The sequence below is a fragment of the Roseibium sp. genome, from assembly GCF_039982295.1.
GTDB lineage: Bacteria > Pseudomonadota > Alphaproteobacteria > Rhizobiales > Stappiaceae > Roseibium.
This window is the reverse complement of the sequence record NZ_JBDWYP010000092.1, coordinates 24557-46099: the sequence shown is the minus strand read 5'-3', so window position 1 is coordinate 46099 and position 21543 is coordinate 24557. Positions and strand designations below refer to the sequence as shown.

General features: G+C 58.3%; 20 protein-coding genes. 15 read left to right on the top strand and 5 right to left on the bottom strand.

Features of this window, described 5'->3' with window-relative positions:
- Nucleotides 1-23: 23 nt before the first annotated feature.
- From ABJZ52_RS20450 to ABJZ52_RS20420, 7 genes are all read left to right on the top strand, one after another.
- Nucleotides 24-260 (top strand): twin-arginine translocase TatA/TatE family subunit, encoded by a 237-nt coding sequence (locus tag ABJZ52_RS20450; protein ID WP_348190666.1) that lies wholly within the window; start codon nt 24-26, stop codon nt 258-260.
- Nucleotides 261-320: 60 nt separating this feature from the next.
- A complete protein-coding gene (gene tatB / locus ABJZ52_RS20445) occupies nt 321-746 on the top strand; it encodes a Sec-independent protein translocase protein TatB (RefSeq protein WP_348190663.1) in 426 nt (141 codons plus the stop codon).
- Complete coding sequence (gene tatC / locus ABJZ52_RS20440) at nt 743-1537, top strand: twin-arginine translocase subunit TatC (RefSeq protein ID WP_348190660.1); 795 nt, start codon at nt 743-745, stop codon at nt 1535-1537. The genes tatB and tatC overlap by 4 nt, the downstream gene beginning before the upstream one ends.
- A 69-nt stretch (nt 1538-1606) precedes the next feature.
- Entirely contained in the window at nt 1607-2881 is a 1275-nt protein-coding gene (gene serS, locus ABJZ52_RS20435; RefSeq protein WP_348190656.1) for a serine--tRNA ligase, read from the top strand.
- Nucleotides 2881-3639 (top strand): 5'/3'-nucleotidase SurE, encoded by a 759-nt coding sequence (surE, locus tag ABJZ52_RS20430; RefSeq protein WP_348190653.1) that lies wholly within the window; start codon nt 2881-2883, stop codon nt 3637-3639. The genes serS and surE overlap by 1 nt, the downstream gene beginning before the upstream one ends.
- Before the next feature lie 22 nt (nt 3640-3661).
- Complete coding sequence (locus ABJZ52_RS20425) at nt 3662-4354, top strand: protein-L-isoaspartate(D-aspartate) O-methyltransferase (RefSeq protein WP_348190650.1); 693 nt, start codon at nt 3662-3664, stop codon at nt 4352-4354.
- A gap of 173 nt (nt 4355-4527) precedes the next feature.
- Entirely contained in the window at nt 4528-6045 is a 1518-nt protein-coding gene (locus ABJZ52_RS20420) for a peptidoglycan DD-metalloendopeptidase family protein (protein WP_348190647.1), read from the top strand.
- A gap of 78 nt (nt 6046-6123) precedes the next feature.
- Here ABJZ52_RS20420 and ABJZ52_RS20415 read toward each other — a convergent pair whose 3' ends face one another.
- Nucleotides 6124-6996, bottom strand: coding sequence for an ATP-binding protein (locus tag ABJZ52_RS20415; protein ID WP_348190644.1), 873 nt, complete (start codon nt 6994-6996; stop codon nt 6124-6126).
- A 238-nt stretch (nt 6997-7234) separates the two neighbouring features.
- Between ABJZ52_RS20415 and yajC the strand changes: the two genes are divergently transcribed.
- From yajC to ABJZ52_RS20390, 5 genes are all read left to right on the top strand, one after another.
- Nucleotides 7235-7567, top strand: coding sequence for a preprotein translocase subunit YajC (gene yajC, locus ABJZ52_RS20410; RefSeq protein ID WP_153769295.1), 333 nt, complete (start codon nt 7235-7237; stop codon nt 7565-7567).
- Between the two features lie 78 nt (nt 7568-7645).
- Nucleotides 7646-9256, top strand: a complete 1611-nt coding sequence (gene secD / locus ABJZ52_RS20405) for a protein translocase subunit SecD (RefSeq protein WP_348190640.1) — start codon at nt 7646-7648, stop codon at nt 9254-9256.
- 15 nt (nt 9257-9271) lie between these two features.
- Entirely contained in the window at nt 9272-10231 is a 960-nt protein-coding gene (secF, locus tag ABJZ52_RS20400; RefSeq protein WP_348190637.1) for a protein translocase subunit SecF, read from the top strand.
- Nucleotides 10232-10239: 8 nt separating this feature from the next.
- Nucleotides 10240-10617 carry an MTH938/NDUFAF3 family protein gene (locus ABJZ52_RS20395; protein WP_348190634.1) on the top strand — a complete coding sequence of 126 codons (378 nt, stop codon included), beginning with the start codon at nt 10240-10242 and terminating at the stop codon, nt 10615-10617.
- A 27-nt stretch (nt 10618-10644) separates the two neighbouring features.
- Nucleotides 10645-11502: a phytoene/squalene synthase family protein gene (locus ABJZ52_RS20390; protein WP_348190631.1), complete on the top strand. Its 858-nt coding sequence runs from the start codon at nt 10645-10647 to the stop codon at nt 11500-11502.
- Nucleotides 11503-11518: 16 nt separating this feature from the next.
- Here ABJZ52_RS20390 and trmFO read toward each other — a convergent pair whose 3' ends face one another.
- On the bottom strand, nt 11519-12934 hold the full coding sequence (trmFO, locus tag ABJZ52_RS20385) for a methylenetetrahydrofolate--tRNA-(uracil(54)-C(5))-methyltransferase (FADH(2)-oxidizing) TrmFO (RefSeq protein WP_348190628.1): 1416 nt from the start codon (nt 12932-12934) through the stop codon (nt 11519-11521).
- Nucleotides 12935-13138: 204 nt separating this feature from the next.
- On the opposite strand from trmFO, the gene ABJZ52_RS20380 reads away from it, so the two are divergent.
- On the top strand, nt 13139-13771 hold the full coding sequence (locus tag ABJZ52_RS20380; protein WP_348190625.1) for a hypothetical protein: 633 nt from the start codon (nt 13139-13141) through the stop codon (nt 13769-13771).
- Between the two features lie 134 nt (nt 13772-13905).
- On the opposite strand, the gene ABJZ52_RS20375 is transcribed toward ABJZ52_RS20380, so the two are convergent.
- From ABJZ52_RS20375 to uvrA, 3 genes are all read right to left on the bottom strand, one after another.
- Complete coding sequence (locus ABJZ52_RS20375) at nt 13906-14055, bottom strand: DUF1127 domain-containing protein (protein ID WP_348190622.1); 150 nt, start codon at nt 14053-14055, stop codon at nt 13906-13908.
- A 470-nt stretch (nt 14056-14525) separates the two neighbouring features.
- A complete protein-coding gene (locus tag ABJZ52_RS20370) occupies nt 14526-14675 on the bottom strand; it encodes a DUF1127 domain-containing protein (RefSeq protein WP_348190619.1) in 150 nt (49 codons plus the stop codon).
- A 221-nt stretch (nt 14676-14896) separates the two neighbouring features.
- Nucleotides 14897-17860 (bottom strand): excinuclease ABC subunit UvrA, encoded by a 2964-nt coding sequence (uvrA, locus tag ABJZ52_RS20365; protein ID WP_348190616.1) that lies wholly within the window; start codon nt 17858-17860, stop codon nt 14897-14899.
- Nucleotides 17861-18502: 642 nt separating this feature from the next.
- Between uvrA and ABJZ52_RS20360 the strand changes: the two genes are divergently transcribed.
- Together ABJZ52_RS20360 and ABJZ52_RS20355 are read left to right on the top strand one after the other, a co-directional pair.
- Nucleotides 18503-19069, top strand: a complete 567-nt coding sequence (locus tag ABJZ52_RS20360; protein WP_348190613.1) for a single-stranded DNA-binding protein — start codon at nt 18503-18505, stop codon at nt 19067-19069.
- 398 nt (nt 19070-19467) lie between these two features.
- The gene (locus tag ABJZ52_RS20355; protein WP_348190610.1) at nt 19468-21444 is read left to right on the top strand and encodes a L,D-transpeptidase family protein; all 1977 of its coding nucleotides are present in this window, start codon (nt 19468-19470) and stop codon (nt 21442-21444) included.
- Nucleotides 21445-21543 lie beyond the last annotated feature (99 nt).

The following is a 21543-nucleotide window of genomic DNA, read 5'->3' as shown; positions in this document are numbered from 1 at the left end:
TATGCGAACCGGGAGTTTGGCGTATGGGCATTAGTGTTTGGCAGATCTTGATCATCGCGGTGATCGTTATCCTGCTTTTTGGACGTGGCAAGATCTCCGATCTTATGGGCGACGTCGCCAAGGGGATCAAAAGCTTCAAGAAGGGCATGGCGGAAGACGACACGGCTTCCAGCGCGTCTGAAGCGCCCAAGACAATCGATCATCAGGCCGGCGAAACCGTCGCGGCTGAAAAGGCCGAAGACCAGTCAAAGGCGAGCTGATCTCGCTGTGCCTTTGAGCAAACCTGCTTCATCCCTGTAACGAACGGGTCTGGACCCTAAATGTTCGATATCGGATGGACCGAGCTTATGGTGATCGCTTGCGTGGCGATCATCGTCGTCGGTCCGAAAGACCTCCCGCGCATGCTGCGAACCCTTGGCCAGACGATGGGCAAGGTGCGTCGCATGTCGCGCGAATTTCAGTCGACTTTCAATGATGCGATTCGTGAGGCCGAGAAACAGGCTGACATCGCTGACATGAAGAAGCAGGTCGAGGACGTCGGCAATTTCAATCCCTTGGGAGATTTGAAAAAGTCGATCGAGGACGACAAGCCGGTTGCGAAACCCATGACTGATGCTGTCCCGCCGACGCCGTCAGCAACGGCTGCGCCGGTCACGTCAGAAAAGACTGCGGCGACTGCGCCTGCAGCAGACACGCCACCGGCTGCCGAAGCGGCCAAGCAGGCACCGGAAGATACCAAGGCATGAGCGACGAAGATATCGATGCCTCGAAGGCGCCCCTGATCGAACATCTTGTCGAGCTGCGTCAGCGGTTGATGAAGTCGGTGATCGCGATCATCCTGATGTTCATCGTCTGCTTCTATTTCGCGACCGATATCTACAATATCCTCACGGTTCCGTATCTGCGCGCCGCGCCGGACCCGACCGCCGTGCAGATGATTTTCACCGCACCTCAGGAGTGGTTTTTCACTCAGCTGAAGCTTGCCCTTTTCGGTGCATTGTTCCTCGCGTTCCCTGTGGTCGCCAGCCAGATCTACATGTTCGTGGCTCCGGGGCTCTACAAGGAAGAAAAAGGCGCGTTTCTGCCGTTTCTGGTCGCGACACCGATCCTCTTCGCAATCGGTGCCTGTCTCGTCTATTTCCTGATCATGCCCATGGCGATGGGATTCTTCCTGTCCATGGAGCAAACGGGCGGTGAAGGGCAGGTCGCGATCCAGCATCTGGCAAAGGTCAGTGAATACCTTGGCCTGATCATGGTTCTGATCTTCGCGTTCGGCCTGGTCTTCCAGCTGCCGGTCGTGTTGACGTTGCTGGGCCGGACAGGGCTGGTTTCCTCGGAGGGTCTGAAGGACAAGCGCAAATACGCGATTGTGGCAGCATTCGCCGCTGCGGCCATTTTGACGCCGCCCGATCCGATCTCGCAGATCGGTCTTGCACTGCCGACGCTGCTTCTCTACGAAGTCTCCATCATTTCCGTTCGGCTTGTCGAGCGCAAGCGTGCCGCACGCGAGGAGGCGAGGAAGGCTGAAGAGGCCTGATCTTGCCACTTACCTTGCACCCGGCGCCGCTTGTCAGGCCATCACCTCAAGCGTCGCCCGGGAAGCACGATGTTCGATATCAAATGGATCAGGGATAACAGCGAAGCCTTCGACAAGGCACTGGCACGTCGTGGCTACAAGGCCTCGGCCGACAAACTGATCGCCCTGGACGATGCCCGCCGATCCCATGTGACCAAGCTCCAGGAAGCCCAGGAACGGCGCAACGCCGCCTCCAAGGAAATTGGCAAGGCGATGGCCGCCAAGGATGAAGCGACGGCCCAGGCCCTCAAGGATGAGGTTGCCGGGATCAAGTCCTTCATCCAGGACGGCGAGGCGACAGAGCGCGAGCTCAATGCTGCCCTGGAAGACGCCATGGCTGTCATTCCGAACCTGCCCCTGGACGATGTGCCTCAGGGCGAAGACGAGGCGGATAACGTCGAGTTGCGCACCGTTGGCGAAAAGCCGGTTCTGGATTTCGAGCCGAAGGAGCACTTCGAGATCTCCAGCGCCGAGGCTGGCCTGGACTTTGGAACGGCAGCCAAATTGGCTGGCTCGCGTTTCGTACTCCTGAAGGGCCAGATCGCACGTCTCGAGCGGGCCATTGGCCAGTTCATGATTGATCTGCACACCCAGGAGCACGGCTACATGGAAGTGTCGCCGCCGCTTCTCGTGCATGACACTGCGCTTTTCGGCACTGGCCAGCTGCCAAAGTTCGAGGAAGATCTCTTCAAGACCAATGGCGATCACTATCTGATCCCGACGGCTGAAGTTCCGCTGACCAGTATGGCAGCGGGTGAAATTCTTCCGGAAGATTCCCTGCCGATGCGCGTGACCGCGCTGACCTATTGTTTCCGTTCTGAAGCTGGCTCTGCCGGGCGCGACACTCGCGGCATGCTGCGACAGCACCAGTTCATGAAATGCGAGCTGGTATCGATCACCAGGCCGGACGAATCGATCAATGAACTGGACCGCATGCTTGGCTGCGCCGAGACGGTTCTGCAAAAGCTCGGACTGCATTACCGTGTGATGACGCTTTGCACGGGTGACATGGGCTTCGGTGCGCGCAAGACCTACGACATCGAGGTCTGGTTGCCCGGTCAGGACACTTACCGCGAGATCTCGTCTTGCTCGGTCTGCGGTGACTTCCAGGCGCGGCGCATGAACGCCCGCTATCGTCCGGAAGGCTCGAAGCAGCTCGGTCATGTCCATACGCTCAATGGGTCTGGTGTCGCTGTTGGCCGCGCCCTGATCGCAGTGCTTGAGAACTACCAGAACGCAGACGGCACGATCACCGTGCCGGAGGTGTTGCGTCCCTACATGAACGGGTTGGAGACAATCGGCTGATGCGCATCCTGATCACCAACGACGACGGCATTCATTCACCCGGCCTTACTGCTCTTGAGCGTATCGCCCGGACCCTGTCCGATGATGTCTGGGTGGTCGCGCCCGAAACCGATCAGAGCGGCGTCGCTCATTCCTTGACCTTGAGCGACCCCTTGCGTCTGCGTGAGATTTCCGACCGGCATTTCGCGCTGCGCGGCACGCCAACCGATTGCGTGATCATGGGTGTGCGCAAGGTTTTGCCGGGTATGCCGGATCTGGTCCTCTCGGGGATCAATCGTGGCCAGAATCTCGCAGAGGACGTGACCTACTCGGGAACCGTGGCAGGGGCGATGGAAGCATCGATCCTCGGCATTCGCTCCATCGCCGTGTCCCAGGCCTATAACTGGGACGTGGGGAGTGAGCCGAATTACGCCACCGCCGAGGCCCATGCGCCGGAACTGTTCAGGAAACTCATCGATTTCCCGTTGCCGCGTCACACGCTGCTGAACGTGAACTTCCCTGCCTGCGCTGCGGAAGAGGTCAAAGGCATGAAGGTCACGGTGCAAGGGCATCACGAGCAATCGGGACTGACGATCGACGAGCGCCGAGATGGTCGCGGCTATCCCTATTTCTGGCTCGGATTCCAGGATCGCGGCAAGTCGATCCTCGCCAACAGTGATCTTCATGCCGTCGGTGAAGGCTATATTTCCGTCACGCCGCTGCGAATCGATCTGACGGCGCATGATATGGTCGAGCAATTGGCCGGTGCGCTCGCCTGAACAGGGAAGGGGATGAACCATCATGACCGAGCTGTCGCCGATGCAACTCCCCTCTGATCCCCTCAGCGTTGAAACGGACGAGGTCCAGGCGCGCGCTCAGCTCGTGTTGGCGCTTCGCGGTCACGGCATCGGTGACCGGGCCGTCTTGTCTGCCATCGAGCGGGTGCCCCGGCGGCTGTTCCTCGCCGCCGTCCACCACGGTCTTGCTTATGAGGATTCATCCCTGCCGATCGAATGCGGCCAGGTGGTGCTCGCGCCTTCCTTTGTGGCTCGCATGGCACAGGCGCTTCGCCTTGAAGCAGGCCATCGTGTCCTCGAGGTCGGGACCGGTTCCGGATATCAGGCGGCGGTATTGGCGCATTTGGCCGGGCAGGTCGACAGTATTGATCGATATGCGACGCTTGCGAGCCTCGCGGGCCAACGTACTGCTGCGCTCAAGCTGTCGAATGTCCGCATTCACGTGGGCGATGGCATGGACGGTCTGAAGCAGAAAGCACCTTTCGATCGAATCATTTTGACAGGTGCCGTTGAAGAGATCCCGGGCGCATTGTTGGCCCAGCTGGCTCCGGGCGGCATCCTGATGGCGCCTGTCGGCCTTGCCGGAAAACCTCAGATCATGACCCGCATTACACGGGATGAGGGCGGCGACCGAAGCGAGGAATTGGAAACCGTGCGAATGGTCAGCCTCATCAGGGGCGCGGCCGAGCGCTTGTAGCCGACAATTCCCTCGGGTCGAAGCTCGCTGGATCGCATTCGATCTTTCCGTCGACCGGCTGTGGTTTCGTGCCGTTTGCGAGCAACTTTCCCTGCGCTCTTAGTTCTTTGTAAACCTTACTGGTTTCTACTCTTAACCATAACGGAAACAGTAGTATTGGTTTGAGTAGAGCGATGATCAAGCGGGAGCACACCCTCCGCAGTGACCTCATTTCAAGGGTTGCTCTTGTATCACTGGCCGCAGGAGTTCTGGCGGGGTGTAGTGCCGCGACAGAACGCTTCGGTGAAGCTCCGATCTATACCGGTGGTACCAACAATCAGCGGGCCATTCTGGCCAATGGCGAACAACAGCCGACCTACAAGGACATCGTCAATGGTCCAGGTGGAACGGTCGCAGGTCTTCCACCTGCTTCCAGTCAGCCGCTGACAACGGGCTCAATTACCGATACACCGCGCAGGTCTCCGGTTGCGACGGCTCCTCTTCCTGCCGTGGCGAAGGCTCCGACATACACGCAACCGGTTTACAAGGCTCCGACCTACAAGGCCCCAACTTACCAGGCGCCGACCTATGAAGCTCCGACGGTGAGCGCGCCAGTCGTAACTGCCCCGGCTCCTGAAATTGCAGCCAGTGCGCCGACGACCTGGCGCGGCTGGAGTTCTGCAGGCGGGACCCGTATTCCAGTGCGTTCCGGTGATACGGTCACGAGCCTGTCACGTCGTTACGGCGTCCCGGTGAAGGCGATCGTTGCCGTCAACGGTATTGAAGACCCCGCTCAAGTCCGTCCTGGTCAGACCATTGTCATTCCGACTTACGTCTATTCTGATCGCAATGGCTCTTCGAGTGCGCCCACAGCCGACGACAAGCCGATCAAGCCGACGAAAATCACCCGTCTTCCCCAGCGTGCGCCGAAACGTGGCCTTTCCGACGATCAAATTGTCACAGGTTCGGTTCGACCGACGCAGACCATAACGGCCTCCGCGCCATCGCCTCATCGCAAGCCGTTCCGTCAGCCCAGCTTTGCGGAAGTGAAGAGTGGCGGGATCTCTAGCGATGCTGCTCCCATCCGCATAAGTGCGGCGCCGCGCTCCAAGCCAACTGTTGTTCACACGGGCAGTGTCAATGTCCAGACGCAGGTCTCTTCTGTCAGTGGAAACGTGCCGACGCCGGCGGCAATGCCAGGTCGCTCGGCGAACACCCCGCGTGCGGCTGTTGTCTCGACGACGCCCTCTGTCGTCCAGAAAGATGTCAAACCGACTGCGCCGATCCAGCGACCGCAGGTGGTCGCCAGCGTGGATCCCGCGGTTGAAAGTGGGCCGAACTTCCGCTGGCCTGTTCGCGGGCGGATCATCTCGGAGTTTGGCACGAAGCCGGGCGGTGCACGCAATGACGGCGTCAATCTCGCCGTGCCGGAGGGAACTCCGGTGAAGGCTGCAGATGCGGGAACGGTGATCTACTCGGGCAATGAGTTGAAGGGCTATGGCAATCTGGTTCTGCTGCGTCACCAGGACGGCTGGGTCTCCGCCTATGCTCACAATTCGAAGCTGAACGTCAAACGTGGTGATTCTGTTTCACGCGGTGAAGTGATCGGTCTGGCCGGCGCCTCCGGTTCGGTGTCCCAGCCCCAGGTTCATTTCGAGCTTCGGCGTGGCAACAAGCCCGTCGATCCGATGCGCTATATGCCCAAGACCTGATTGTGTCTGCAGTTTAAGGAAAACGGCCCCGGAAATGATCCGGGGCCGTTTTCGTTTGTGGTTCAGGACGCGTTCCGACTAGTCGAGGCTTTGTCCAAGACGTCCAGCCAGATCCTGAATGAACTGATAGGCAACACGGCCGGAGCGGCTTCCCCGTGTTGTTGCCCATTCCAGCGCCTGTGCCCTGAGGTCCGCTGCCTCCAGCTTCAGACCGTAGTGATCCGCATAGCCGGTGACCATCTCCAGGTAGTCGTCCTGGCTGCACTTGTGAAACCCGAGCCAGAGCCCGAAGCGGTCAGATAGTGAGACTTTTTCCTCTACAGCCTCTGACGGATTGATTGCCGTGGAGCGTTCATTTTCCATCATGTCGCGTGGCAGAAGGTGGCGTCGGTTGGAGGTGGCGTAAAAGAGCACATTGTGCGGACGACCTTCGATACCGCCTTCCAGCACCGCTTTCAGCGACTTGTAGGATGTATCGTCGTGATCAAAGCTGAGATCATCGCAAAAGATGATGAAACGCTGGGAGGCGTCCCGGATTTGCTTCATCAACGCGGGCAGGCTTTCAATATCCTCTCGGTGGATCTCGACAAGCTTGAGCGTGTTGCTCTTGAGTTCGCTGTTTATGGCAGCATGAGCCGCTTTCACGAGCGACGATTTCCCCATGCCCCGCGCGCCCCACAACAGTGCGTTGTTTGCAGGCAGGCCCGAAGCAAACCTCCGGGTGTTGTCAAGCAGTTGGTCACGCACACGTGAGACCGAGCAAAGCAGCGCAATGTCGACCCGGTTCACTTTTTCCACGGGCACAAGCTCGCCAGGGTTTGCGCTCCAAACGAACGCGTCGGACGCACTGAAGTCCGGGGCAGAAGGCTCCTGGGGAACTGCCCGCGAAATCAATGCGATCAGGGAATCGAGTTTTTCATTAAGGGAGGTCAGCTCGGAACGCTCGGACATTTGCTCTTGTAACCTTTGTTCTTCGACCCACTTTGGGGTCTGACAGGGCGTTCACGACGAGTAGCACGGCCAATGCATCTGGAAAACGCCGCTTATTCGCAAAGCGGTACGCCTGAAAGCGTCTGCTTTACTTGAAAACCGGAGCGCCGCCGGTATAGTCCGGCCACTGGAATTTGGCGATTTTCACAAGGGAGCCCAAACGGGGTGCCTGGTGAGAGTGGCCCTTGAGGAGAATTTGATGTTTATCACCCCAGCCTATGCGCAGTCCGGAAGCCCGTTGAGCCCGGACTTTCTGATGTCGCTTCTGCCGTTCGTGCTGATCTTCGCGATCATGTATTTCCTGATCATCCGGCCTCAACGTCAGCGCATGAAGCAGCATCAGGAGCTGATCGCGAACCTGCGCCGCGGCGATACCATCGTGACCACCGGCGGATTGATCGGCAAGGTTGCCAAGGTGGTGGACGATTCAGAGCTCCAGGTTGAACTTTCCGAGGGCGTCAAGGTTCGCATCGTGCGTTCCATGGTCCAGGAAGTACGGTCCAAGTCGGAGCCGGCCAAAGAAGGCGCATAACGCGTCCTTCCGAGCCAGGAAAAATGCTCCTGCGCCGGGCCGGTTCGCCGGCCTGGCTTCCCAAGACAGGCTTTCGTCATGCTTTATTTTGCCCGCTGGAAGATCGCGTTGATCGCCCTTGTGGTCGCGGCTGGTGTCCTCACCACGCTGCCGAACTTCTTTTCTGCCAAGACCGTTGAAAGCTGGCCCGACTTCCTGCCCAAGAGCCAGATGGTTCTCGGCCTGGATCTGCAAGGCGGCGCCTATCTCCTCTATGAGATCGACAAGCCGGACTACATCCAGAAGCGCTTCAAGACATTGGTGGGCGATATCCGCGTGTCGCTGCGCGAGCAGCCACGGATCGGATATACGGGCCTCGGTGTTCAGGGCGAATCTGCACAGGTTCGTATCCGTGATCTTGACCGTCTGGATGACGCACGAACGCGTCTCTCCGAACTGGTCAATCCGCTTGTGTCCTCAGTCTTCGGCGGCCAGCAGGTCAATGAGTTTGACTTTGAGATGACCGACGATGGATTGGTCCGCTTCACCTACACGGATGAAGGCCTTTCCCAGCGGATGCAGTCGATTGTGGAACAGTCGATTGAGGTCATTCGCCGCCGCGTCGATGAACTTGGCACGACAGAGCCGAACATCCAGCGCCAGGGTTCTGACCGCATCCTCGTGGAAGCTCCGGGTGAAAATGATCCCGAACGCCTGAAGGATCTGGTCGGTCAGACCGCGCAGCTCACCTTCCACATGGTCGACACCTCCATGTCCGGCGATCAGGCGATGCAGTCGCGTCCGCCCGCGGGCACTGTGGTGATGATGTCGGTAGATGATCCCCCCATTCCCTATTTGCTGGAAGAGTCGCCTCTGTTGACAGGCGAAGACCTCGTCGATGCGCAGGTCACCTTCGATCAGCGCAACAACGAGCCGGTCGTAAACTTCCGGTTCAACACCTCCGGCGCGCGCAAGTTCTCGGTCGTGACGCAGCAGAACGTCGGCCGTCCCTTTGCCATTGTTCTGGATGAAGAGGTGATCTCCGCACCAGTGATCCGTGAGCCGATCACGGGCGGTTCCGGTCAGATCTCCGGCAACTTCACTGTCGATGGCGCAAACGACCTTGCCGTGCTGCTGCGGGCAGGTGCGCTTCCCGCCAAACTGACTGTGATCGAGGAACGGTCCATCGGTCCGGGCCTTGGCGCAGATTCCATTGAGGCCGGCAAGCTTGCCTCGATGATCGCCGGAGCAGCAGTGGTCATATTCATGCTGCTGTCCTATGGACGGTTCGGCCTGATTGCAGACATTGCGCTCGCGGCCAACATCTTCCTGATCTTCGGTGCCCTGACCATCTTACAGGCAACGCTGACCTTGCCCGGTATCGCGGGCATTGTCCTGACCATCGGTATGGCCGTTGATGCGAACGTGCTGATCTTCGAGCGTATTCGAGAAGAGGCGAGGGCTGGCAGATCGGCCATATCGGCCATTGATGCTGGCTACAAGCGCGCGCTTGGAACCATCGTCGATGCGAATGTGACCACGCTCATTGCGGCGTTGATCCTGTTCCAGCTGGGCTCGGGTCCTGTGCGCGGCTTTGCCGTCACGCTGGCCATCGGGATCTTCACCACAGTGTTTTCCGCCTTTACCTTCAGCCGTATGATGGTCGCCCTCTGGGTGCGTCATCGCCGGCCGTCGAAACTCCCAATCTGATCCGGAGAAGAAGAAATGGCATTGCTCCGACTTGTTCCGGATGAAACCAGCTACCGCTTCATGTGGTGGCGCAAGATAAGCTTCCCCCTGTCCATTGTGCTGGCGGTGGCGTCGATCGCGGTCTTTGTGACCATCGGTCTGAACTACGGTATCGACTTCAAGGGCGGCACCGTGATCGAAATGAGGACGGAAGGACCGGCCGACATCGGCGCCATCCGCACCGAGCTGGGCACGTTGAACCTGGGTGATGTCCAGGTGCAGGAATTCGGGTCTCCCGAAGAAGTGCTTGTACGCATCGAAGAGCAGCCAGGCGGCGAACTGGCACAGCAATCGGTTGTCGGCAAGGTGCGTGCGGCGTTCGAGGATGACAACATCGACTTCCGCCGCGTCGAGGTTGTCGGGCCACGTGTTTCGAGCGAGTTGGCGCGAGCTGGCGCCATCGCGGTTGCGGCGTCCCTGATCGCGATCCTGTTCTACATCTGGTTCCGTTTCGAATGGCAGTTCGCCGTCGGTGCGATCTTGACGACAGCGAACGACGTTATTGTCACGATTGGTCTTTTCGTCATCCTGCAGCTGGACTTTTCGCTGTCTTCCATTGCGGCAGTCCTGACGATCATCGGCTATTCTCTGAACGATACGGTTGTTGTCTATGACCGCATCCGTGAGAACCTCAGACGCTATAAGAAGATGTCGCTGACGGATGTTCTCGACCGGTCGATCAATGAGACCTTGTCCAGAACGACCCTGACGTCCGTGACGACGCTTCTTGCCCTGATTTCGCTCTGGATCTTCGGCGGTGAAGTGATCCGCTCCTTCACCCTGGCGATGATCTTCGGCATCGTGATCGGCACCTATTCCTCGATCTTCCTTGCAGCTCCCTTCCTGATCCTCCTCAACTTGCGTGGAGACGGAAAATCGCCGGATGGAGATGATGCGGAACCCGAGGCAGACGCCGACCCGGCCGCAGCTGTCTAGGACACGTCATGGAAATCCGGGACGCGCATTTTCCGGGGCGGGCGCCGCTTGATGCTTATGGCGGCGGCGGCTTCCGCTTCGCAGGGATGTCCCATCTGGGCTCCATTCTTTGCGTTCCTTCGGGAATTCACGGATGGAGCCCCGTCAGCTTCGCGGATCTCGATATCTCTGCCTTTCAGCGGTGTTTCGATGAGCAGCAAGACATCGAAGTCGTGCTCGTTGGAACCGGTACGGACCTTCGGCCATTGTCGGCAGATCTGAAACAGGCCTTTCGGGACGCCGGGATGATGGTCGACAGCATGTCCACGGGGGCGGCGGTTCGGACCTTCAACGTGATGTTGTCGGAAGAGCGCGCCGTCGCGGCAGCACTCCTTGCCGTGGACTAAAAGGGCGCGAGCGCCATATGAACAGCGATGAGCAGTAATTTCGATCACGTGCGAGACCTGGTTTATGCCCAGGATCGCGATCGCTATCTTGCGGCGCTTTTTGCGGCCGAGACGACGCGTCCCGGGCTTTTGGCGCTTTATGCGTTCAATGCCGAGATTTCCCGTGTTCGCGATCTTGTCAGAGATCCTCTGCCAGGCGAGGTCCGGCTGCAGTGGTGGCGCGATTTTCTCCAAGGTACTGAACATGGCGTTGCAAACGCCAACCCCGTCGCTGCGGCGCTCGCCGATACAGTCGATCGATATCAACTGCCCAAGGCGGCGCTTGTCTCGATGATCGATGCCAGGGTTTTCGATCTTTACGACGATCCGATGCCGAGCCTGAATGATCTGGAGGGGTATTGCGGCGAGACCGTATCGGCGCTGATTCAGCTCGGAGCGATCGTTCTCAACGAGGGCGCCGACCCGGGCACAGCGGAAGTGGCCGGACATGCCGGCGTGGCCTACGGTCTTTGTGGTCTCATGCGCGCGCTGCCCTGGCATGCAGCACGCGGTCAGATGTTTCTTCCCGCCGACCTGCTCGTGCGCCACAATGTCGAAACGCAGTCAGTCTTCAAGGGTGAAACGACACCGGAGCTGGTGGCCGCGCTCAAAGAACTCAGATCCCACGTAAGGCATCACCTTGGCCGTGTCCGCGCATCTGTCTCTGACATTCCGGCCAAGATGGCGCCGGCTTTCTTGCCATTGGCGCTCGTCGAGCCCTTCTTGAAGAAGATGGAAGGGCTAGGCCACGATCCGCTCAAAACGCCTGCGGAGCTGTCACAATTGCGACGTCAGTGGGCGCTCTGGCGGGCAGCGCGCAAATCAGGCGTTGCGCTGGCAGGTTGACCTTGAAGGCTTGCCACTATTCCGCAGCAAGCCTCGGTTCCAGAGACGAAATCCAGCCCTCGAAGTCCTGCTTGGCGCGCTGTGTCATTGCACCTTTTTTGGCGCGTGTCTTGTCCTTGCCCTTGAGGCGTTTGCCATCAGCATCTGTTTTGGGAGCTTCAATTGGTGGGAACAGGCCAAAATTCACATTCATCGGCTGGAACGAACGCGGTGAGCCTTGCTCCGTCTCACGGGCAATGTGCCCCCCGGTGATATGTCCAAGGAGCGCGCCCATGGCCGTGGTTTCCGGTGGGCTTTCAAATGTCTGACCCAGTCGTTCCTTTGCGGCGAACAAACCGGTCATGCACCCAACGCTGGCGGATTCCACATAGCCTTCGCAGCCGGTAATCTGACCGGCAAAGCGCAAGCGCGGCTCGGCCTTCAGCCTTAGGCTGCCATCAAGAACCTTCGGCGAGTTCAGGAATGTGTTCCTGTGCAGACCTCCAAGGCGGGCAAACTGGGCATTCTCAAGCCCGGGTATCATCTTGAAGATGTCTCCCTGAGCGCCGTACTTCAGTTTGGTCTGGAAACCGACCATATTGTAGAGCGTGCCGAGAGCATTGTCCTGACGCAGCTGAACCACAGCGTAGGCTTTGACGTCAGGGTTATGCGCATTGGTCAGGCCCATTGGCTTCATCGGGCCGTGGCGTAATGTTTCCCGGCCCCGCGCGGCCATCACTTCGATTGGCAGACAGCCGTCGAAATATGGCGTGTTTTCTTCCCATTCCTTGAAGTCGGTCGTGTCGCCTTCGATCAATGCATCGATAAAGGCGTCATACTGGTCCTTGTCCATTGGGCAGTTGAGATAGTCCTTGCCGTTGCCGCCCGGTCCAACCTTGTCGTAACGGGACTGAAACCAGGCCTTGGACAGATCGACACTTTCAAAGTGAACGATCGGCGCTATGGCATCAAAGAAGGCCAGGGCGTCTTCACCGCATCGCTCGAGCACGGCTTCGGAGAGCGCCGGAGAGGTAAGCGGACCCGTTGCAACGATGACGCTGTCCCAATCCGCCGGCGGCAGACCGGAGATTTCTTCGCGTGTGACGGTGATCAGCGGGTGATCTTCAAGAGCCTTTGTCACCGCATCTGAAAATCCGTCGCGGTCCACTGCGAGCGCGCTCCCGGCGGGGACCTGGTTTGCGTCGGCACAGGACATGATCAGGGAGCCGGACCGGCGCAGTTCGTGATGAAGCAGGCCGACAGCGTTTTGCTCGCTGTCGTCGGAGCGGAAGGAATTGGAGCAGACGAGCTCTGCAAGACCCTCACCCTTGTGCGCATCGGTCTTGCGCACGGGCCGCATCTCGTGGACCACGACCGGGATGCCCTGGCGCGCGATTTGCCAGGCAGCTTCCGTACCGGCGAGACCGCCGCCTATCACATGGATGGGGTTCATTCTTTCATCCTTCGGGAACAATTGACCGCGGGGGGTTACGCTTGCTCATGTCGGCAAGACTTGAAACGGCCTCCGGCGGCACTTTTCATGGCCCTGATTACAGTCTTGGCTCGCTTGCGGCAATGCCATCGTGCAAAATGACCTCGGGGAATGAATGATGCAACGCCACGCGTTGCTGTGCGGAAAAAGCGGGGGGACGACTGGATGCGCATATTTTCCGGCAGATCTTTGATCGCGCCAGCGCTTTTGTGTCTTGGGCTGATGTTCGCAGGCTGCGCGGGACAGGCCAACGGTGACGCCAATGGCTGGTATGACGGCAGTAAAGGAATCGCGCCCAAGGAAAATCGTATCTACATCTGTCATGGCTTTGGCTGTGCCTACAAGACACCGGTCGACTTCTCGACCCGAGATCTCGCCCGTTTGCGTTCGATCCTCGCATCTGGACGGCAATCTCCAGCAAGCGAGCGAAAGGCAATTGCAAAGGCGGTTCAGTGGCAGGAACGTCGGGTTGCGAGCACGGTTGGTTCCGCCAAGGATGTGGGCGGACTGGATATGCAAAATGCCGGCGTTCGTGGGCAGATGGATTGTATCGACGAATCGACGAATACGAACTCATTGCTGCTGGTCGCGCAGCGCCACGGATATCTCAAGCATCATACGGTGAGTTCGCCAGTCGCTCGGGGGTTCTTCCTCGACGGCCGATACCCGCATGCGACGGCGACCGTTCGGGAAAAGAAGACCGGCACCGTCTACGCGGTTGACTCCTGGCCTGAGTCGAATGGAAAGCCGCCAAGAATTTCTGAACTGTCCGTCTGGATGTCGCTGCGTTCAGGCTAGGGCTGAAGGCCAGCGAAGGGCCGGAAATAGAAAACGCCTGCCGGTGGGAGGATCCGGCAGGCGTTGTTCTGCTCCGCGCTGCAAGCGGAGCGCACCAATCGGTTCCGTGGGAGGATCGGAACCGACGGGAATTTTTAGCGCATGGAACCTCGCGCGTGACGGGCAATGTCCGCACGGCTGATGCCGAGGTCATTGAGTTCACGGTTGGAGAGCTGGGACAGCTCATCATAAGTGGTCCGGAAACGCTTCCAGTTCTGGTATTTGCGAACAACAGTATCGATCATCGAAGTAGCCTTTCTATCTTTATGGCCATGGCTCCGCGGATCGGCGTCTGGCCCGTTCAAATCTTGTGAGAGGTAAATAGGCGAGGATGTTACATTGCGGTAGAGGTCAAAATGCACAGCTGTTCTGCGTGGAACGCAGGTCATCGTAGGTATTAAGGTTTGGGTCATAGATAAAAATCCGGATCCCGCACGTGTGGATAGAGCCAGATGGCGAAGAAGCAGGCGGGGAACACAAAAATACCGCCAAACCTTTATCAAGGTGGCGGTCATGGCTTGGCGTGAATACTTCGAAGAGCTACCAGGTTGGCGTTGTCTATTGAAACAGCCTCCTGAAAAAACGAGCGCCCACCAGCGGGAGGAGGTGCTGGTGGGCGACGTTTTGACTTGGCGAGACTGGGAGGAGGGTGCCTCGCCGGTGTCACACGTCCCGGAGCCTGGGAGGAGGCGGCTCTTGGGGACGCGATCTCTATTTAGACTGCGTTCCGGCGCGCAACGAACTTGATCTCGTTGCGGTTTATGCCGAGGTCACGCAGTTCGCGTTGTGACAGGCGGGAAAGCTCATCGACGGTGCGACGGTACTTAACCCAGCTGCTGTACTTGCTAGCGACGTTGTCCAACATCTTAACGGTCCTTTATTCGGCGTCGCAGCATTTGTTTGTGCGCCGCGTCATCAATCTGATGAGGAAGATATAATTCGAGGGTCGAAATAAAAGAAGCGCAAATAGCGCATGACTGTCATGCGCCCAGTGCATTGCAACATAAGACTGTCACAATAATACGCAATTGAACAAATATTTTGCAATGGAAACAGTGATCTACAGTAAATTGCTGCGTTGCGATATCACTCGGCCGCGTCGGTGGCTTTCAATGGCCGCCGGTCGAGAAGCTCCGCGAGGAACTTGCCTGTGTAGCTGGCCTCGACGCGTGCGACATCCTCCGGTCGTCCGGTTGCCACGATCGTTCCACCGCCGTCCCCGCCCTCCGGGCCAAGATCGATGATCCAGTCGGCTGTCTTGATCACCTCAAGATTGTGCTCGATGACCAGAACGCTGTTGCCCTGGTCGACCAGCTCATGGAGAACATCCAGCAGTTTTGCGACGTCATGGAAATGCAGACCTGTGGTCGGCTCATCCAGAATATAGAGGGTGCGTCCGGTCGATCGCCGCGACAACTCTTTCGCCAGTTTTACCCGCTGTGCTTCGCCGCCGGAAAGCGTCGTTGCCTGCTGCCCGACCTTGATATAGCCGAGGCCGACCCGTGCCAGGGTCTCCATCTTGTCGCGAACAGAGGGCACCGCAGAGAAAAAGCCTGCGGCTTCCTCAACGGTCATGTCGAGCACATCGGCAATCGACTTGCCCTTGAACTGGACTTCCAGTGTTTCGCGATTGTAGCGCTTTCCCTTGCAGACGTCACACGTCACATAGACGTCCGGAAGGAAGTGCATCTCGATCTTGATGACACCGTCGCCCTGACAGGCCTCACAGCGTCCACCCTTCACGTTGAATGAGAACCTGCCCGGCTGATAGCCGCGCGCCTTGGCTTCAGGCATGCCGGCAAACCATTCTCGGATCGGAGTGAATGCGCCTGTGTAGGTTGCCGGGTTCGAGCGAGGTGTCCGCCCGATTGGCGACTGGTCGATATCGATGACCTTATCGAGATGTTCCAGTCCATCGATCCGGTCGTGCGGCGCAGGATTTTCGCGGGCGCCATTAAGGCGCCGCGCAGCCGACTTGAACAGCGTATCGATGAGGAACGTCGATTTGCCGCCGCCGGAAACGCCGGTCACACAGGTGAAAGTGCCAAGCGGCACATCAACGCTCACATCCTTGAGGTTGTTTCCCCTCGCGCCTACCACAGACAGCTTTCGCTTCTTGTTGATCTTGCGCCGTTCATCCGGCTGGGGGATGGTCTTTGCGCCGGACAGATACTGTCCGGTGAGGGATTTTGGATTGGCCATGACATCCGCAGGTGTGCCCGTCGCGATGATCTCGCCGCCGTGTACGCCGGCGCCGGGCCCCACATCCACGACATGGTCAGCCGTCAATACGGCATCCTCGTCATGTTCGACGACAATGACCGTGTTGCCGAGGTCGCGCAGATGCTTGAGTGTCTCGATCAGCCGTGCATTGTCCCGCTGGTGCAGGCCAATGGAGGGTTCGTCGAGTACGTAAAGAACGCCCGTCAATCCGGAGCCGATTTGGGAGGCAAGGCGAATACGCTGGCTTTCCCCGCCCGAAAGCGTGCCTGACGAACGGGACATGCTCAGGTATTCCAGTCCGACATCATTGAGAAATTTCAGCCTGTCGCGGATTTCCTTGAGAATGCGCCCGGCGATTTCTTCCTGTTTCTGACTTAATTTTTCCGGCAGATCGTTGAACCAGAGAGCCGCATCGCGGATCGAAAGTTCGGTGATCTGACCAATATGCCGGTCGGCGATCTTGACGGCCAGGGCTTCGGGTTTGAGCCTGTATCCGCCGCAGGACGGACAGTCGTGGTCCGACTGAAACCGTGCCAGCTCCTCGCGCACCCAGTTCGATTCCGTCTCGCGCCAGCGGCGTTCAATGTTGCCGATGACGCCTTCGAAGGCTTTTGCAGCACGGTAGCTGCGCACGCCGTCATCATAGACGAACTCGATCTTCGTCTTGCCTGTGCCGAACAGAATGCCGTCTTGAGCTTCCTTCGGAAGGTCTCTCCAGGGCGTCGCCATGGAGATGTCGAAATGGTGGCAAAGGGCCTCAAGTGTCTGATTGTAATAGGGCGATGTTGAGCCGGTTTTCGCCCAGGGCAATATCGCGCCCTCACGTAATGACAAAGATTGATCGGGTACGACTAAATCGGCCTCGAACGCCAGCTTGGTCCCCAGTCCGTCACACGTTGGGCATGCGCCAAAAGGATTGTTGAAGGAAAACAGCCTGGGTTCGACTTCCTCAATCGTGAAGCCGGACACCGGGCATGCGAATTTTTCCGAGAACACCAACCGCTCGTGGGTTTCGTTCTGGTTCTGCAAGACAGCGCCTTTTGCAGGTGCGTCCAGCGGCTTGTCCGCAAACTCGGCAATCGCGATTCCGTCTGCCAAACCAAGCGCGGTTTCGATGGAGTCCGCAAGGCGGCCCGCGATATCATCGCGCACGACTATTCTGTCCACGACTATATCAATATCGTGCTTGTATTTCTTGTCGAGGGCAGGGGCTTCAGAGATCTCGTGGAAGGCACCGTCGATCTTGACCCGCTGGAAGCCCTTTTTCATCAGCTCGGCGAGTTCCTTGCGATACTCGCCCTTGCGGCCACGCACGATTGGCGCCAGCAGGAACAGTCGTGTGCCTTCTTCAAGCTCCATGATCCGGTCAACCATCTGGCTCACCGTCTGGCTCTCGATTGGCAGCCCTGTCGCCGGTGAATACGGAATGCCCACGCGCGCGAAGAGCAGCCGCATGTAATCGTAGATCTCGGTCACCGTGCCCACGGTCGAGCGCGGATTGCGTGAGGTCGTCTTTTGCTCGATGGAGATGGCGGGGGACAGGCCGTCGATCTGATCGACGTCCGGCTTTTGCATCATCTCGAGGAACTGTCTCGCGTAGGCGGACAGACTTTCGACATATCGGCGCTGACCCTCGGCGTAGATCGTATCGAACGCGAGTGAGGATTTTCCTGAGCCCGACAGTCCGGTCATGACGATCAGTTTGTCCCGCGGAAGGTCCAGGTCGACGCCTTTCAGATTGTGCTCACGCGCTCCGCGCACCGAAATAACCCGTGTCGGGTCAAATGCTGTGGCGCCGGGGCGGCTTCCTGAGGCGTTCTTGGTCATGCGGTAAACGTCCCTGATGTGACCGGTCGGGCGATGTTTGCGGCGGTCAATTCGAATGTGTTGGTCTGCACACGTTAGGAAACGGGCAGAAAGGCTTGATCCTGTCGTTTCACGACGACCGGATTGCGCCAATGCTTACGACGCATATAGCAACTTAGATCGCCTGCGCCACCATGCACATGCGTATGAGGTGGCGCTGACCCAGTCGTAAGCTGGCAGGCGCGGCGAAAAAGGCATGCAACGTATGGGAACATATGTGGAACGGAGCGCCATGTGCAAGTGGAAAACAGCCCGCTTCTTTCACTTCCTGACAATTCCTGCTAAAGAAACAAAAGAAGAACATTCTGTCTTTTATTTTGGCTTTTGCGGTTGGGTGAATTTATAAATAGGTGCCTGTTGGCAGCTGTTCGCACTCGAGGAACCGCTTTGTCGGCTTGCAAAAGGCCCAGCGCCTTGTGGAAAAGGCCGCCTGACGCGGGAAAACATCCCGCGACGGCTGCCTGATCGGTCTAGGTTCGGGAAAACAACAGGAGCGAAGGGTCGGCAAGCAGCCACGCCGCATCCGCAGGTCGGCCAGGTTTGGTCGTCTGCGGACAGTGCTTACAAGCTGCAGGGTCGATCACGGACGAAGGAGTTTGCGTCATGGCGGGTAGCGTCAACAAGGTCATTCTGGTCGGAAACCTGGGAGCTGATCCCGAAATCCGCCGCACGCAGGACGGGCGTCCGATCGCAAATCTGCGCATCGCAACGTCTGAAACCTGGCGCGACCGGGGAAGCGGCGAACGCCGGGAAAAGACGGAATGGCACCGCGTTGTCATCTTCAATGAAGGACTGTGCAAGGTCGCTGAGCAATATCTGCGCAAGGGATCCAAGGTCTACCTCGAGGGGCAGCTGCAGACGCGCAAGTGGCAGGACCAGTCCGGACAGGACAAGTATTCGACGGAGGTCGTCCTGCAGGGCTTCAACTCGACGCTGACCATGCTCGATGGCCGCGGTGAGGGCGGTAGCGAAGGCGGTGGCGGCTACGGCGGCGGATCTGGCGGTGGTTATGGTGGTGGCTCTGGCGGCGGCGACTATGGCGGAGGATCCGGCGGTGGTTCTGCTGGTGGATCCGGTAGCGGCTACGGAGGTGGCGCGTCCGGTGGCGGCGGATATGGCGGCCCGCAGGGCGGCGGTGCCGGTCCTATGGACGACGAAATTCCGTTCTGATTCGACGGTTCAGTTGCGAATTGGCCGGATGGGCATTGGCCTGTCCGGCTTTTTTGCATCTGGAGGGCTGGCGAAAATGGCGGCAGCACGCGTCTGATCGCGGCATTTGGGTCACAGCATCGTGAAGCGAGCTGCTTGTTGTCATAAACGCCCTTAACCAGCTGACCTGCATTGGTATAGTAAAGACGTTGAAGTTGGTTGCCGTGTGATGGTGCGTGTATTTGGCGTCATGTTGCGGCAGGATTGGAAGCGAGTGGGCTGTTTCCGGTTCTAAACTGAAAAGTGAAATGCGCTGATGTCGGGGCAGGCATGAGGCGTGGCAAATATTTATGGATGAACGCCGTTTGGGCCGGCCATTTCAGGCTCGGCAAACGGCCTTTCGATCAAGGCGAAACGAAATGAACAGCTTGGCACCATGTGACCTGATGAAAGCCCGATACGTGCGAGAGGGAAAGGCGCCTGAGGCTGGCGGCCGGAACCGGCTCGCGTCCGCATTACTTGCCAGCGTCCTGTCCGTTGGCGTGTCCGGTGTCATGCTGCCCCTGTCGGTCTCCGATGCAGACGCCCAGGGCTTCTTCCAGCGTCTCTTCAATCCGGAAGGTGCGCGGCTGCGCGAGTTGAAGGCGAAAGAGGAACTCGAGCGAAAGAAGGCAATCAAGGTTCGGGTCTCCTCGCCCAAATATTTCACGTACAAGCCCGATCGCCTGAAAAGTGTGTCTCTGACCGACCTCTCCAAGGTCAATACCGCTGCGGTTGAAGCACCCGCAACAGACGCGGGCACGGGGCAGGAGAGTGTGAGCGAACTGGACGGCGCGCCAATCGTTCTGACGCCTTTCGATGAAGCACGTCCGGCGCTCAAGTCCATGTCGATCGAGGCATTGCCCGAAGTGGCGGAAGGCCTGAAGGCATTTTACCGCGAGCATCCCAATTTCGTCTGGATCGAGGATGGAGCTCCGACTGCCAAGGCGATGGAAGCGCTTTTGGCCCTCGAAAACGCCGCCGATTTTGGTCTCGACAGCACGGATTACCAGGTTGCATTGCCAGACCTCTCGGGTCTTGCAGGCGCAGAACGGGACACGGCAGTCATGGCATTCGAGATGCAAATGACGTCTGCGGTCATGACCTACATTCTTGATGCCGAGCGTGGCCGCGTCGATCCCAATCGGATTTCCGGCTATCACGACCTACCGAGACACAAGCCTGACTTGGTCGCAGCAATGGAGCAGATTGTTTCTGCTGCCAATGCACAGACCTCGATTGAAGGACATCAGCCTCAAAGCGCGCATTTCAAGGCTCTGAAAGATGAGCTGGCCGAGCTCCGCTCGCAGGATCATGAAGAAGACCGGATCGTCATCGCTCCGGGTACCTTCCTCAAGCCGGGCAAGGCCAGCCCGGAGATGAAGAATGTGGTCGCTGCCGTCAAGAAGAACGGTAGTGACGAGCTGAAGCTGGAACACGCTGCGACGCTCGATGCCTATCAGGATGGCGAGGACTACACGCCTGAACTGGTTGCTCTTGTGAAGTCCTTCCAGAAGGAAAACGGTCTGTCCGCGGATGGCATCGTCGGCAAAAACTCCATTCGGGCCATGGTCGGAGTTACCAACGAAGCCAAAATCTCGAAGGTCGAACTGGCCATGGAGCGCAGCCGTTGGCTGCCTGAGGACCTGGGTGAGCGCAAGGTCTTCATCAACCAGCCGGCCTTCACCGCGACCTATACAGCTCCGGGTGAAGATCCGCTGTCCATGCGCGTCGTCGTTGGCAAAAAATCCAACCAGACCAACTTCTTCTACGACACGATCGAAGTGGTTGAGTACAATCCATATTGGGGCGTTCCCTACTCGATCATCGTCAATGAAATGATCCCGAAACTGGCCAAGGACCCAAGCTACCTTGATCGGTCGGGATATGAAGTGACGACTGTCGGCGGCAAAAAAGTCTCCTCGGCCAGCATCGACTGGTATTCGGTGGCAGCAAAGAAGTCCTCTGTGAATGTTCGCCAGTACCCGGGCCGCAGCAATGCGCTTGGTGAGGTGAAGATCCTCTTCCCGAACAAACATCACATCTACATGCACGACACACCGTCCAAGAGCCTGTTCAAGAAGGACATGCGTGCATTCAGCCATGGCTGCATTCGCCTGCATGATCCAAAGGCGATGGCGGCAGCTGTTCTTGGCAAGTCCAAGGATTATGTCTCGACACGGATCGGTCAGGGTCAAAACGCCCAGGAAAAGGTCGGTGGCGATATCCCGGTCTATGTTTCCTATTTCACGGCCTGGCCGAATATGGACGGTGAAGTCGATTACTTCGCCGATGTCTATGATCGCGATCGTTACCTGATCAAGGCACTTGAGGCGACGGACAAGGCACGCGGATAAGCCTCGTCCTCTCAGTACTTTCCAGGAAAAGAAAAAAGGCCGCGTCCCAATGGGACGCGGCCTTTCTTGTGTGGCGGTATGCCTATCTTGCTTCTGTCG

Coding starts and splice junctions, on each gene's coding strand:
- serS (WP_348190656.1), top strand. CDS start 1,607: ATGTTCGATATCAAATGGATCAGGGATAACAGCGAAGCCTTCGACAAG.
- tatC (WP_348190660.1), top strand. CDS start 743: ATGAGCGACGAAGATATCGATGCCTCGAAGGCGCCCCTGATCGAACAT.
- trmFO (WP_348190628.1), bottom strand. CDS start 12,934: ATGAACCCCATCCATGTGATAGGCGGCGGTCTCGCCGGTACGGAAGCT.
- ABJZ52_RS20370 (WP_348190619.1), bottom strand. CDS start 14,675: ATGTTGGACAACGTCGCTAGCAAGTACAGCAGCTGGGTTAAGTACCGT.
- ABJZ52_RS20415 (WP_348190644.1), bottom strand. CDS start 6,996: ATGTCCGAGCGTTCCGAGCTGACCTCCCTTAATGAAAAACTCGATTCC.
- ABJZ52_RS20360 (WP_348190613.1), top strand. CDS start 18,503: ATGGCGGGTAGCGTCAACAAGGTCATTCTGGTCGGAAACCTGGGAGCT.
- secD (WP_348190640.1), top strand. CDS start 7,646: ATGCTTTATTTTGCCCGCTGGAAGATCGCGTTGATCGCCCTTGTGGTC.
- ABJZ52_RS20375 (WP_348190622.1), bottom strand. CDS start 14,055: ATGATCGATACTGTTGTTCGCAAATACCAGAACTGGAAGCGTTTCCGG.
- uvrA (WP_348190616.1), bottom strand. CDS start 17,860: ATGACCAAGAACGCCTCAGGAAGCCGCCCCGGCGCCACAGCATTTGAC.
- tatB (WP_348190663.1), top strand. CDS start 321: ATGTTCGATATCGGATGGACCGAGCTTATGGTGATCGCTTGCGTGGCG.
- ABJZ52_RS20390 (WP_348190631.1), top strand. CDS start 10,645: ATGAGCAGTAATTTCGATCACGTGCGAGACCTGGTTTATGCCCAGGAT.
- ABJZ52_RS20420 (WP_348190647.1), top strand. CDS start 4,528: ATGATCAAGCGGGAGCACACCCTCCGCAGTGACCTCATTTCAAGGGTT.
- surE (WP_348190653.1), top strand. CDS start 2,881: ATGCGCATCCTGATCACCAACGACGACGGCATTCATTCACCCGGCCTT.
- yajC (WP_153769295.1), top strand. CDS start 7,235: ATGTTTATCACCCCAGCCTATGCGCAGTCCGGAAGCCCGTTGAGCCCG.
- ABJZ52_RS20355 (WP_348190610.1), top strand. CDS start 19,468: ATGAACAGCTTGGCACCATGTGACCTGATGAAAGCCCGATACGTGCGA.
- ABJZ52_RS20380 (WP_348190625.1), top strand. CDS start 13,139: ATGCGCATATTTTCCGGCAGATCTTTGATCGCGCCAGCGCTTTTGTGT.
- secF (WP_348190637.1), top strand. CDS start 9,272: ATGGCATTGCTCCGACTTGTTCCGGATGAAACCAGCTACCGCTTCATG.
- ABJZ52_RS20395 (WP_348190634.1), top strand. CDS start 10,240: ATGGAAATCCGGGACGCGCATTTTCCGGGGCGGGCGCCGCTTGATGCT.
- ABJZ52_RS20425 (WP_348190650.1), top strand. CDS start 3,662: ATGACCGAGCTGTCGCCGATGCAACTCCCCTCTGATCCCCTCAGCGTT.
- ABJZ52_RS20450 (WP_348190666.1), top strand. CDS start 24: ATGGGCATTAGTGTTTGGCAGATCTTGATCATCGCGGTGATCGTTATC.